This window comes from Rosenbergiella metrosideri (assembly GCF_022602565.1).
In the GTDB taxonomy this organism is placed as follows: Bacteria; Pseudomonadota; Gammaproteobacteria; order Enterobacterales; family Enterobacteriaceae; genus Rosenbergiella; species Rosenbergiella metrosideri.
In genome coordinates, this window is the sequence record NZ_JALBCV010000001.1 from 181,193 (window position 1) to 193,553 (window position 12,361).

Here is a 12,361-nt window from a genome sequence, read left to right on the forward strand (position 1 = left end):
CTAATAGAGTATCTTATAGTCATTTTGATTAGTTTTGGTTATGTCTTATTACTTAAAGTTATTTAACATATTCCAACAATCAATGTTTTTCTATAAGTACTTAATTATGAAAGATAAAAGATATTTTTCATTTATAAAAAAGTGTTTTCGTTTAAGGTTTGAGATTGCTCTCTTATCGTAGCCCGTAACCGTTCAATAGTGGTATTGAATAGGGCATCGGTAGGGGTAATGATACCAACGGTCTCACCCGGATCGGTGAACACTAACGGTAATGGGGAGAGGGCCTGGTGAACTAAGTCTTCACGAACTGCGCCGGAGGGAACAAACCAGACATAATTGTAGTGAAGGGCTAATTGACGGGCGAGAGAGGTGGATGAAGTTTCAATACGGGTTTCGGGTAACTGACAGTCTTGACTTTCTAAGATCCGTTGGGCGATTCGCCAAGGCGCTGTTCCTTCGGGTGCAATAACCAGCGGCCAGTTCATTGCTGCAGCAAGACTGACATTCCCTTTTAACAGAGGGTGAGCGGGATTAACCACGAGTTTAATTTTCTCCGTGAACAGTAGTTCATACTCTAGTCCATCCATGAACGTTTTTTCAGCGAGTCGGCCGATGCCAAGATCATACTCCCTTGCACGGAGTGAAGCGAGTAGAACGTTATTATGCAGTGTCGACACTTGAAGCTGAACGTTGGGGTTACGATGATGAAAGGCATCGATAATCCGAGGTAATATCCCCATAGCCACCGTCGTCAGTGCGGCTAAGCGAATAACTTGAACCGGCGAGGTTTCAAAGGCGAACAAACTGTCTGTGGCATGCTGCAACGTATTGAGAATTTGTAAAGCATGAGGGAGTAACTGCTGTGCCTCTTGGGTCAATATGACGCCTTGCCCCTGACGAATAATAATGTCGTAGCCACAGAGCAGCTTTAATTCTTTGAGGGTTTTCGATAAGGCTGGCTGACTAATGGATAATGTTTTCGCTGCAGCGCTGATCGATTTTTGTTGTGCGACCGCCGCGATAGCGTGGAAATGTCTAAGACGTATCTTTTGATTAAAACGATGAATATCCACCAGCCCATCCTATGTTACATGATTGTGTTTTGTCGGTAGGCTTAATGTTATGACAGAAAAAAACCCGCCTGTAAACGCGGGTTTGATATGAAGTGGTTAGTGCTAAATTATTGATTTGAACGTAAGATTGGGTAGCGTTTTAGGCTCCATGCACACCACAGTAGGCTCACTAAGCCAAAGGCTGCCCCGGCATAACCAATCACTGATAGCCCCAGCACATTACTGATTTGCCCGCCGAGCAATGCCCCCGCACCGATACCAATGTTATAAATACCTGACATCAGCGACATGGCAACATCGGTCGCGTCGGGCGCGAGGGATAGTACCCTGATTTGCAGTGCTAGGTTAATCATCATCATCGCGATACCCCAGACCACACAGAGCGCGATAGTTTCGATATCGTGGCCTGCGGCAATGTACAGCAGTGCCATACATAAGGTGATGAGGAAAATCGCACCAAGTAGCAGTCCCGACGGAAATTTTTTACCTAATGCGCTAAACAACGTACTACCAAAGATCCCTGCACCCCCAAACAATAACAGTAATAGTGTTGTAAAGTTGGCACTCTGCAAGGCCACCGCTTGAATAAACGGCTCGATATAACTATAGGCGGTATAGTGCGCCGTCACCACAATCGTTACCAATAGGTAAAGGCAGACCAGCGGTGGGCGGCGAAAAAGTTCTGGTACGCTTTTCAATGACCCAGTGTGCTCGCTTGGCAGTTTAGGTAGTAAACGCGCCAGCATGATCATTAATATAAAAGAAGAAACACCAATCAACCCAAAAGTCGCACGCCAACCGAGATATTGGCCGATGATTCGTCCAATGGGCACGCCCAAGACCATGGCTAATGCCGTACCGGTTGCTAACATACTCAGTGCTTGCGTACGTTTACCCATTGGGGCTATACGAATGACTAATGAGGCGTTAATCGACCAGAAAATTGCATGAGTAATGGCAATGCCGACTCGAGAAGCAATTAAGGCATTAAAATCCCACGCGAACGCAGACAGAACATGGCTAATGGTGAATAAAATAAGCAGTACCACCAATAGACAGCGTCGTTCAATATTACGCGTGACTAACATTAGCGGCAACGAGAGTAAGGCTACACACCATGCGTAGATAGTCAGCATTATCCCGACATCTGCCGTCTTCATCTGATAAGAAGTGGCGATATCCGAGAGTAAGCCAACCGGCACGAATTCCGTTGTATTGAAGATAAAAGCTGATATCGCCAGCAAAAGCACTCGCAGCCAGGCCACTTTACGTGTAACTGGTGGGATATCCTCTTGATGGGATGAAGTCATTGAAGGTTCTACTATCATAGAAATCTTATTTGCCCAAAATTAACGTGATATAGATCACAGTATAGTGTGAAGGATGCAGATTCAACATCTACTGCAATCAGTATAATCAATATGACAGCAGGCGCCATCTTTCTCCCTCCGCCTGCAATAGTGACTTGTGGTAATAAGCAGAGGATCTTAATCTTTTAATACGGTAATTTCCCCGAGAAAAGCGGAGGACGCCTTTCTACACTTACTACTCGCTATCTGCTAATCAACGTAAACTTTGCGTTAACGCAATTCTTGCTTAAGAAGAACTAATTAGACTAACACCCTCTTGATTGGCATTTAGGGAAAAACATCATAGTGAATAAAGTGTTTATCACGGGGACCGATACTGCCGTAGGAAAGACCGTCGTCTCACTCGCATTACTCCGCATGCTCCGTCAACAGGGGATAGTTTGTGCTGGTTATAAACCCTTATCGCAAAATGCTCAGCTGACTGAACAGGGTTTACAGTGTGTGGATGCTCAATTGCTTCAACAAGCATCAACCATTTCGTTGCAATATGACGATGTTAACCCTTATCCGTTCACCGGAAATGAGGTCAGTACTGGAGCGATTACTGCGGTTAACGAGCAACAACTTACCAAAGGGATGTGGTTTATTGAAGAGCAGGTAGAGCGTTTAGTTGTAGAGGGCACGGGAGGTTGGCATAGCCGAATCAATACTCAGAATCCTTTATCTGACTGGGTAATCAAACAGAAAATTCCGGTTATTTTAGTCGTAGGAATTAAGTTGGGCTGTATTAACCATGCCATTTTGACGGCGGAATCCATTTTACAGCAAGGTGGGGAGCTTGTAGGGTGGGTAGCGAATCGTATTAATCCTGGCTTGGAAGAGTATCAACAAATTATCGCCTTATTGTCACAACATATCGCTGCGCCTAAAATTGGCGAGATCCCTTATGTACCGCACGCTCATCAAAAAGATCTCGGCACTTATTTTACCTCTCAACCTCTGATTGACTTCTTTACTCGCTAAAAAAAACAGGGCATTACGCCCTGTTATCGTCAGACTAGGGGGAAACCGACTGGCTGGACGAGCCGGAGTTATCATCACTAGTACGCTTGTAAACAATCTTCTGTTGATCGTTTTCACAATGTCCGACAACGAGACCGCCTTGCTGTTCAGCTTGGTCATTAGGCACAACGTCTAATGAGAAGGCTGACTCTGCGACACCATTCTGGATAATTTTCTGCTGAATGTCCGCTTTCACTGACTCGCATGACGCATAAGAGAGCGTTGGCGCCAGCACCATTACCGTCAATAATGTTAAGCCTAGTTTTTTCATGACCTTTTCCTCAGATTAAGGTTGGACAGGGCGTCCAGTTTGGCGATCTAAACAACGTAGTGTTGTCGGTTCCCAATAAGCATTGAGATTAAGACTTTGCTGACAGGCTTCTTTGGAGTCAACGGCACGGTCTAAACGGTTAAAATCTTTTTCGTTGCGAGTATTAATTTTCTTACGCAGAGAGCGAGTGTCATCCCACTGTTCTTTGTGTTCGCGGGAAAGCTCGTTACTATAGTTTGTGTGGCCATCATCAATGATAAGGTGCTCTGTCTGAGCCAGCGCTGACGGAGCCACTGAGCCTAAGCAGCTTAATAATAACGCTGCGGATAACATCCTGGTTGCAATCTTCATTGTTTTACCTTTCAGTTAATACGTTCATGCTTAGTCAATAAGTTTAGCATAATTAGTCTCAATTAAAGATGGAGCTAACTCAAGATTTGTCAACGCGTAATCCTGCGTACGATTGACTTACTGGCATCATTTCGAGGGTATTAATATTGACATGCGCTGGCAGGGTGGCGACCCAATACACCGCTTCTGTCACATCTTCAGGGGTCAGTGCCTGAGTCCCCTGATACACGTTTGCCGCTTTTTCATCGTCACCCTTAAATCGAATGTTCGAAAATTCGGTGCCGCCGACGAGTCCTGGCTCAATATTGGTGACGCGTACGGCTGTGCCGTGTAAGTCCGTGCGTAAATTTAAGCTAAATTGGCGAACGAAAGCCTTCGTCGCCCCGTAGACATTGCCGCCTTCATATGGCCAATTACCAGCGGTCGAACCAATATTAATAATATGGCCCTTATTACGTTTCACCATGGCAGGCAACACGGCACGAGCAATATACATCACACCTTTGGTATTGGTATCTACCATTGTTTCCCAATCTTTAGGGTCTGCCTCTTGTGCGTGACCTAGCCCAAGTGCTAGCCCCGCATTATTTACCACAACATCAATTTCTTGCCACGTACTAGGCAGAGACGAAAGCTGTTTTTCGATGTCGTTATAATCTCTGACATCCAGTACGATAGGGTAAAAGTCGTCACCCAACTGTTTCTTTAAGACTTGCAAACGCTCTTCACGACGGCCAGTACCAATAACTTTGTGGCCCTGTTTAATGAAATGTTTAGTAATCGCTTCACCAAAACCGGATGTGACACCTGTAACCAAAATAATCATGTGAGCTTCCTTAATAAATGAGTGATGAACTTAACATAGCATTCCTTTTGTGGCGCCGCTCTATTTTTGCTTTACAAAATATAGCGATAACGCCATGTTTAAAGCATTACCTGAGGCAGTGCAAGTGGCATAGAGCTTGCTAGACAACGTTTTATTTAATAAGGAATTTTCATGCGTTATGCAATCAGAGCCTCTTTTTTTGATTTTGCGTCCCAACCAGAGGAGGCCAGTCAGGCCAGCCAGCACGCCCGCTATCTTGAAGAAGGGCTGTTACTGATCAATCAGGGGAAAATTGATGCGCTGATTGAATGGAAAAACCGTGACCAGTTTCCTGAATGGCAGGATTACACCTTTTATGACCTGCGCGATAAGCTCATTATGCCGGGATTTGTCGATACGCATATTCATTTCCCACAGATTGGTATGGTGGGTTCATGGGGCGAGCAACTCTTGGAGTGGCTTGAAGAGTATACCTTTCCTGCTGAGAGTGAATACCACGATACCGCCTTTGCCGAACAAATGGCGTCGACCTTTCTTGATCAGTGTTTAGAGAACGGTACGACCTCGGCGCTGATCTTTGGTTCGGTACATCAAGGTTCAACAGATGCTTTATTTGCTGCTGCGGAACAACGAGGAATGCGTATCATCGCGGGTAAAGTCATGATGGATCGTTTCGTGCCGAAGGCATTATGCGAGGAGGTGTCAGAAAGCTATCAACAGACTAAACAACTTATTGAGCGCTGGCATAATAAAGGCCGCCTTCATTATGCCTTAACGCCTCGGTTTGCACCGACCTCCACACCGGCATTACTGAGCGTTGTCAGTCAACTGAAACGTGAATATCCTGATGTATGGATACAGACGCATTTAAGTGAGAATCCTCAAGAGATTGCTTGGGTCAAAGAGTTGTTTCCCGAACACCCCCATTATCTTGGGGTCTATCACCATTATGGGTTAACCGGTCCGAAGAGTGTGTTTGCTCACTGCTTACATTTGCAGGAGTCTGAATGGCAATGCCTGGCTCAAACGCACTCTTCTATCAGCTTTTGTCCCACCTCCAATCTGTTCCTAGGTAGTGGCCTGTTTAATTTAGGTAAAGCGCATCAGCACAAGGTAAAAATAGGGATGGGGACTGATATCGGTGCAGGGACCAGTTTCTCACTGTTACGCACCCTGTCGGAAGCTTATAAAGTTCAACAATTGCAGCAATATTCCTTAACCGTAGCGGAAGCGTATTATCATGCCACTTTAGGGGGGGCAGCCTCGCTATCCTTGGAAGATAAAATTGGGAGTTTTAAGCCTGGTAAAGAAGCCGATTTTATCGTTATTGATTTAGCCGTCACGCCACTACAGACGTTACGGCAATCACGGTGTCGCGATATTTGGGAAAAGCTCTTTGTATTGATGACGCTGGGGGATGAGCGAAATATCCGCCAAACTTGGGTGAATGGGCGCTGTATTTTCCAGCGCCATAAGAGTCTAGCTTAGCCTAAAGGCCCCCCTTCAATGGTTTCACAGAGACCGGCGAGAATACGTTCGCCGGTTTCCGAACGAAGTTCCTGATACCAAGCCTCCGTCTGTTGGGGATTGACGGCGTGGGTCACTGCACAACGTTTACGGGCTTTGAGGACGAGATCCCGTGTCCGTACCGTACGGCGTTGCTGATAACGCTGTAAGCTATCTTCAATACCCAACGAGTGACTGGCTAAGATATCGGCCAACACCACGGCATCTTCAATGGCCGCGCAGCCTCCTTGGCCGATATCTGGCGTGGTACTGTGTGCGGCATCGCCGAGTAGGGCCACGCGTCCTTTGACAAACTGATCAAAGGGGTCGATATCATGGATTTCGACGCGATTAGTCGTTGATGCATCAAGGGTATCGATTAATGTCTGAACGGACGGACACCAGCCCGCAAAATACCGTTTTAGATCGGTTTTTAATGTCTCTCTATTTTCGGCTAACCCTAGGGGTAACGGGACATCAAAAAAGAAGTAAAAACGTTGACCACTGACCGGCATAAGTGATACTCGTTTGCCTTCGCCAACATAAGTTGTCCATTGTGATGCGGGGGCAATCGCTTCATCGATTGCCACTAGCCCATTCCAGTTCACATACCCAGCATAGCGGCGTGGGGGCGATTTTTCTAACACGTATGGACGGGCAACAGAGTGTGTACCATCAGCGGCTATCAGAAAATCCCCGTGGGCTTGCGTACCATCTTCAAAGGTCACCGTCACACCTTCACTATCTTGATCGATAGCCACGAGCCGCATACCAAACTGGATACGGCTTTTACCGTAATGGTCAATGAGCATATTTTGTAATTCAGCGCGTACCACGGGGTAAGGTTTTTCCCCTACACGCTGGACTAAAGGCGCCATACTAAACTGAGTGAGCGGGGCAGCATTACGATAATCAAAGTATGCCATGGTGCGCATATCGCCTCCAATTGCTTTGATTTTTTCTCCCATGCCGAGTGCATTAAGACACTTCACGCCATTTGGCCAGATAGAGATCGCCGCGCCGACCGGCTTCATCTCCTTCACCGCTTCGAACACCTGGGTTGTAAATCCTTTTTTTTCGAGGGCTATCGCACTCGACATCCCACCAATACCTGCACCAATGATAATTGCTTTCATAGTAAACCCCTTACAAACAGATACTGGGGCATTGCAACTTTTGTACCAAGATTGAGATTGACGTTTCAATGGTTTCAGCGGTAAATCAACGGCCCACCTTATAATAAATGAATGGCATACTTGCACCATAAAAGGACATTGCACTATTGTAGTGATAATAATTGAGGAGACCGCATAATGAATCGAGCAATGATAGCAAGATGGGTGTTAACCGGACTAAGTGGATTTTTTGCTATGTCCGCTAGCGCAAATGACCCTATACAAGCTTATCCGTCCACACTACCGGGATTACACCGTCACGTCATTCAACTTCCGGCCACCGCCAATGAACAGGATCAACAAGTTGAATTGATCATCGGAAAAGAAGAGCAGGTCGATTGTAACGCGAGATCACTATTAGGCACATTGACTACCGAAACGGTTAAGGGATGGGGCTATGACTATTATCAGGTGGCGATAAAGCCGGGTAGGCTGTCGACTAAGATGGCCTGTTTACCGAATAGCACGAAGAAAAGGTTTATTACTTTACCGCTGAACACGGCACAACGCTTTATTCGTTACAACAGTAAGCTACCGATTGTGGTTTACGCTCCGCAGGATATAGCGATCAACTATCGTGTTTGGCAGGCCAAGTCAGCCGTGATGACTGCAGAACAGAAGTAATTGAGCGCCCTATAGTAGGGCGCTGTGCTGCGATTACTGCGTAGATAAGATAGCCTTAACTTGTGACGCTGTCACTTTTTCTTGTTTACTCGCGAAACGTCCGCGAACATAATTAGTTAGGTCAGCAAGCTGTTGTTCATCAAGCGCATGCTGATAACCTGGCATCGACCACGAAAGTTGGCCTAAGGTCTGAGGCGTGTCGGCGCCATAAGCTATCACTCGGATCAGGCTTGCTGGATTATCGGCCGCCACGATCAGATTATTTTGCAGGGAAGGGATAACATTCGGCGTACCGCGCCCCTCCTTACCATGACAGGTAGAACAATAACGCAGATAATTTTTATCCGGATCGGTCATGGTAAGCTGTGGTGTGGTAATTTGCTGATTTTTCTCTATCCGTATCGAGGTGAGATAGAGACCAATTGCCTTAGCATCACTGTCGGTTAAATACTGACTACTATGTGTGATCACAGCAGACATCGGCCCAGTCACTGCGCTGGTGGCATTATGGCCCGTCTTGAGTATCTGAGCAGTTTGTGCGGCATCGTAAGGGAGTTGACGCAGTGAGGGCACATACCAACCTTCCACTTCAGCGCCAGAAAGGTAATGTTCACTCGCGGCCGTCAGGGCCTTCTCTTGCATCATCCAGCCGCGTGGCGTGTGGCAGGCACCGCAGTGACCAGGACCCTCTACTAACCAGGCACCACGCTTAATTGGATCGCTATCATCCGGTGATGAGGGGCTACTGACGGGATCTGGAGCATTAATTGCGTTCCATAGCCGCAATGGCCAGCGAGCGGCAAGATACCAGGGAATGTCATTGTCGCGGTTAGGTTGGTCGACAGGCTTAACACCCTGCATAAAATAGGTATACAGGGCGTGGAGATCCTGATCACTCAGCTTGGCATAAGCATTGTAAGGCATGGCGGGATAGAGGCGTTTTCCCCCTTTAGCAATCCCTTCACGCACTGCACGAGAAAATTCTGCTTCGCTGTAGTCGCCAATCCCCTGTTGCTTATCTGGGCTGATATTGGTTGAGTAGAGTGTGCCAACGGGTAATTCAAATTTTACACCGCCAGCAAAAGGTTTTGCACTGTCTTGAGTATGACAAGCCATGCAATCAGCCGCCCGAGCTAAGTATTCTCCTTGGGCAATTACATCACTGCTCGATGATGCATAACTTTGTAGGGAAAACAGAAATAACCCCGCTAAGCCTAATTGACGGTTCATGATGTCGCTCCTTGGGCTGCAGTTAACTCATTGACGGCTCTCCAAGCCTGATCGATGGCGGCATGGGCGTAAGGGCTCCAATCAGAATCCGAATTGGCAATGGCCACATGACCGAAGGGCTGACGTGCAGTCTTGATGGTTTTCTCTGCTTCTTCTTCATTATCGTATAAGGTGTTAACGATGTAAGAATAGCCATGAGCCCAACGATTGACGGTAATCCCTAGAATATCTTGTTGGTGATCAAACCCAGCCTCACCCAGCATGCCTTGAAGCTGTTCACGGATCCATGTCTCAAAAGTGCTGAAAGGCGTGCCTAATAACCAGGCACGGCCTTTGCGTGACTGTTCACGATTCGATAATCCACTTCCGGCAAGCGTCGGAACATGCACCATATGCAGGCAGATGGGTTTGTTAGGATCTCGAGGATGACGGTATTCACCCATATCTACGGGGAAGTCGAGTTTTACCATACTAAATGGTGCCGCTGGGGAGTAAACATCGTGGACGCCCAGTTTCTGAAACGCGCGCCACTGGCGGATAACCACATTACAATAGACTAAAGGTGCTTTGACATTTTGATGCAGGGCCGCTTTTTGCGCCTCAGGTAATTCGGGCATTAACCAAGGAATAATCATGTTGTAGCACGCCATGACCACCTTATTGGCAGTGACTTTGTGCAACTCGCCTTGTTCGAAATAGCTAACTTCAGCCAAGTTATCCTGATTTGTCACGTTCACGACCGTACTATTCAGGCGTAGTCGTACCAAGTGGTCTTCACGATCTAATTGCGAGTAATCGAATGTCGCTGTCACGCAATCGTGCATAGTATCACCGGGTGCGACATCAGGAATTAATCGACGCACCATAATCCGTGCTAAGCCAGCATTACCATCAGGGAAGTGATAAATATAGGGGTCGGTTAATTCAGCTTGATCTTCAGGGTCGAGTGGCGGCAATCCCATTGCCTCAAAACCAGGAAGACCACAAAGTTGAGCATCATTACAGGCTGTCGCATCGATCCCCACTGCTTGGAAGTCATTGGTCATCTGCTGGAAATAGGCAATCGCAGTCTGGGATAGGCCGACCTTATCTTTTAGAAAGGTTAAATAACTATTTTTAGCGAGCCAATCGACTTTTTGTTGAGTTTCCATCCCTGCTAAATAATCTTTAGGCAGGGTATGCAATAAAATCAAGGCCTGACGATCATCTGAGGACAGAGGGAAATCATTAATATAATCGGTAATAGGGCGGCCATTACGACGATTCGGGGGGATATCATCAGCGACCACACCATCAGGATCACCACTAACTAGCTTATTTTCCCCAAAATGCGCTTTGTCGAAGTAGACTCCGCGGCTAAGGTTAAGGTCAGGGTAGAAGTTAACGTCGAAATCCTTCGCCATCTGCTGGATATCAACGTTGAGCGATTGTAATAACGCTAAGACCACCGGGCTGTAGATATGTGTAGGTGATTGAAAGGATTCGCTACCACCGTAACCAATAATGGTACCTTCTGGTGTGGAGAACTCGTTGCGCTTCGCATGGCCGCCAAAGTCATCATGGTTATCCAGTAGCAAGATTCGTTGGTCTTTACCCATTTTCTGCTGCCAGAATAGTGCGCTCGCGAGCCCACTCAATCCTGCGCCGACGATGACCAGATCGTAGTGTTCTTTCGCGGACAGCTTCTTTACCGCGGGGATAAGTCCTTCACGGCCGATTTTATGAGCCATTTCGAAAGAACCCGGATGGTTCCCCCGCATCCCCATCAATGCTGGTGGATAATAGCGAGCGTTTCCAGCGGTCATTGCCGCATAACTCAATTTAAACGGGGTTAGGCCGGCAGCTAAGGTAATCGCTGAGCCATTTAAAAAATCACGCCGAGTAATGGGCATGTCGTTCTCCATTGCTTCTTATTGTAATCGATATATTATGCTGCCTAGGGTACCGATTTTCCCTCACATCTTCCATGCCCGTCGACGATAAACGTGATGGTTAAGGAAAATATCCAGTATAAAGGTAGGGTTAAAGGTTAAATGGGCTTTCTGAGAGTTAGATGGCACGAATTACCACTTTCTCGCCGCAAAATCCTACCTAAAAATGTTACCCTTCAAAGACTTGATGGGTCACTGTTGGTGACCTATCCCTGTCCCACTGAATAAGGAGTAAATCATGACACGTAAAGTTGCACTGATTACTGGCGGAAGCCGTGGTATTGGCGCAGCCATCGCTCGCCAATTAGCTGAGCAAGGATTCGATATTGCCATTTCCTTTGCACGTAATAAAACTAAAGCTGATGAAGTTGCTGCGCAAATCACTGCGCTGGGTCGGAAGGTGGCGCTAATTCAAGCAGACGGTTCATCGGTTGAGGGTAATCAATTAGTGATCAAGGAGACGGTGAAACAATTGGGTCGCCTTGATGCTTTGGTATGTAATGCAGGGATCGGCAATCATAAACCTATTACAGAAGTGACCAGTGATGATATTGATGCGGTGCTGAACCTCAATTTGCGCGGAATGATGATTGAAACCAGCGAAGCGGCGAAAGTGATGGGTGAGGGTGGCCGGATTATATTAATGGGATCTGCGTTCGCAGGACGTGTACCTTTTGGCGGTCTATCCGTTTATGCGGCGACCAAAGCAGGACTACGTGGGTTCGCACAAGGGGTTGCACGGGATCTTGGGAAGAAAGGGATTACTATCAACGTCTTGGAACCCGGCCCAATTGATACGGATTTAAATCCGGCTGATACCGAGGAAGCGAAATACCTAAGTAGCTTTGTTGCGACGGGTGCTTATGGCCAAGTTAATGATATTGCGAATGCGGTAGGATTCTTGGTAAGTGAGAAGGCTGGCTATATTACCGGCATTGCCATGCCGGTCGATGGCGGGTTACTCGCCTAATCTTGAGACTAGGCATCCGAAGATGCCTAGTT

At 46.9% G+C, this 12,361-nt stretch carries 12 protein-coding genes; 4 read left to right on the forward strand and 8 right to left on the reverse strand.

Annotated features, from left to right (window positions below; genetic code table 11):
• Positions 1-131: 131 nt before the first annotated feature.
• Together MKR94_RS00875 and MKR94_RS00880 are read right to left on the reverse strand one after the other, a co-directional pair.
• Entirely contained in the window at positions 132-1,073 is a 942-nt protein-coding gene (locus tag MKR94_RS00875; RefSeq protein WP_241645030.1) for a LysR substrate-binding domain-containing protein, read from the reverse strand.
• Between the two features lie 107 nt (positions 1,074-1,180).
• Positions 1,181-2,383: a sugar transporter gene (locus MKR94_RS00880; protein WP_241645031.1), complete on the reverse strand. Its 1,203-nt coding sequence runs from the start codon at positions 2,381-2,383 to the stop codon at positions 1,181-1,183.
• A gap of 342 nt (positions 2,384-2,725) precedes the next feature.
• Between MKR94_RS00880 and bioD the strand changes: the two genes are divergently transcribed.
• Complete coding sequence (gene bioD, locus MKR94_RS00885; RefSeq protein WP_241645292.1) at positions 2,726-3,406, forward strand: dethiobiotin synthase; 681 nt, start codon at positions 2,726-2,728, stop codon at positions 3,404-3,406.
• Between the two features lie 34 nt (positions 3,407-3,440).
• Here bioD and MKR94_RS00890 read toward each other — a convergent pair whose 3' ends face one another.
• The 3 genes from MKR94_RS00890 to ydfG form a co-directional block, all read right to left on the reverse strand.
• The gene (locus MKR94_RS00890; RefSeq protein ID WP_241645032.1) at positions 3,441-3,716 is read right to left on the reverse strand and encodes a DUF1161 domain-containing protein; all 276 of its coding nucleotides are present in this window, start codon (positions 3,714-3,716) and stop codon (positions 3,441-3,443) included.
• A 15-nt stretch (positions 3,717-3,731) separates the two neighbouring features.
• Positions 3,732-4,067, reverse strand: coding sequence for a DUF1283 family protein (locus MKR94_RS00895; protein ID WP_241645033.1), 336 nt, complete (start codon positions 4,065-4,067; stop codon positions 3,732-3,734).
• A 79-nt stretch (positions 4,068-4,146) separates the two neighbouring features.
• Positions 4,147-4,893 carry a bifunctional NADP-dependent 3-hydroxy acid dehydrogenase/3-hydroxypropionate dehydrogenase YdfG gene (ydfG, locus tag MKR94_RS00900; RefSeq protein ID WP_241645034.1) on the reverse strand — a complete coding sequence of 249 codons (747 nt, stop codon included), beginning with the start codon at positions 4,891-4,893 and terminating at the stop codon, positions 4,147-4,149.
• A 171-nt stretch (positions 4,894-5,064) separates the two neighbouring features.
• Between ydfG and guaD the strand changes: the two genes are divergently transcribed.
• Positions 5,065-6,381: a guanine deaminase gene (gene guaD / locus MKR94_RS00905; protein ID WP_241645035.1), complete on the forward strand. Its 1,317-nt coding sequence runs from the start codon at positions 5,065-5,067 to the stop codon at positions 6,379-6,381.
• Here the strand turns inward: guaD and hpxO are convergent.
• Entirely contained in the window at positions 6,378-7,535 is a 1,158-nt protein-coding gene (gene hpxO, locus MKR94_RS00910) for an FAD-dependent urate hydroxylase HpxO (protein WP_241645036.1), read from the reverse strand. The genes guaD and hpxO overlap by 4 nt on opposite strands.
• A 177-nt stretch (positions 7,536-7,712) precedes the next feature.
• On the opposite strand from hpxO, the gene eco reads away from it, so the two are divergent.
• Positions 7,713-8,198, forward strand: a complete 486-nt coding sequence (gene eco / locus MKR94_RS00915; protein WP_241645037.1) for a serine protease inhibitor ecotin — start codon at positions 7,713-7,715, stop codon at positions 8,196-8,198.
• A gap of 33 nt (positions 8,199-8,231) precedes the next feature.
• On the opposite strand, the gene MKR94_RS00920 is transcribed toward eco, so the two are convergent.
• Together MKR94_RS00920 and MKR94_RS00925 are read right to left on the reverse strand one after the other, a co-directional pair.
• Positions 8,232-9,428 carry a cytochrome c gene (locus MKR94_RS00920; RefSeq protein ID WP_241645038.1) on the reverse strand — a complete coding sequence of 399 codons (1,197 nt, stop codon included), beginning with the start codon at positions 9,426-9,428 and terminating at the stop codon, positions 8,232-8,234.
• The gene (locus MKR94_RS00925; RefSeq protein WP_241645039.1) at positions 9,425-11,320 is read right to left on the reverse strand and encodes an NAD(P)-binding protein; all 1,896 of its coding nucleotides are present in this window, start codon (positions 11,318-11,320) and stop codon (positions 9,425-9,427) included. Before MKR94_RS00925 ends, MKR94_RS00920 begins: the two co-directional genes overlap by 4 nt.
• Positions 11,321-11,597: 277 nt before the next feature.
• Between MKR94_RS00925 and MKR94_RS00930 the strand changes: the two genes are divergently transcribed.
• A complete protein-coding gene (locus MKR94_RS00930; RefSeq protein WP_241645040.1) occupies positions 11,598-12,329 on the forward strand; it encodes an SDR family NAD(P)-dependent oxidoreductase in 732 nt (243 codons plus the stop codon).
• The last annotated feature ends 32 nt before the right edge of the window (positions 12,330-12,361 follow it).

What these genes read in the sequence shown, in the direction of transcription:
- MKR94_RS00880 (WP_241645031.1), bottom strand. Translation starts at nt 2,383, where the DNA reads ATGACTTCATCCCATCAAGAGGATATCCCACCAGTTACACGTAAAGTG.
- MKR94_RS00890 (WP_241645032.1), bottom strand. Translation starts at nt 3,716, where the DNA reads ATGAAAAAACTAGGCTTAACATTATTGACGGTAATGGTGCTGGCGCCA.
- MKR94_RS00895 (WP_241645033.1), bottom strand. Translation starts at nt 4,067, where the DNA reads ATGAAGATTGCAACCAGGATGTTATCCGCAGCGTTATTATTAAGCTGC.
- ydfG (WP_241645034.1), bottom strand. Translation starts at nt 4,893, where the DNA reads ATGATTATTTTGGTTACAGGTGTCACATCCGGTTTTGGTGAAGCGATT.
- guaD (WP_241645035.1), top strand. Translation starts at nt 5,065, where the DNA reads ATGCGTTATGCAATCAGAGCCTCTTTTTTTGATTTTGCGTCCCAACCA.
- hpxO (WP_241645036.1), bottom strand. Translation starts at nt 7,535, where the DNA reads ATGAAAGCAATTATCATTGGTGCAGGTATTGGTGGGATGTCGAGTGCG.
- eco (WP_241645037.1), top strand. Translation starts at nt 7,713, where the DNA reads ATGAATCGAGCAATGATAGCAAGATGGGTGTTAACCGGACTAAGTGGA.
- MKR94_RS00920 (WP_241645038.1), bottom strand. Translation starts at nt 9,428, where the DNA reads ATGAACCGTCAATTAGGCTTAGCGGGGTTATTTCTGTTTTCCCTACAA.
- MKR94_RS00925 (WP_241645039.1), bottom strand. Translation starts at nt 11,320, where the DNA reads ATGCCCATTACTCGGCGTGATTTTTTAAATGGCTCAGCGATTACCTTA.
- MKR94_RS00930 (WP_241645040.1), top strand. Translation starts at nt 11,598, where the DNA reads ATGACACGTAAAGTTGCACTGATTACTGGCGGAAGCCGTGGTATTGGC.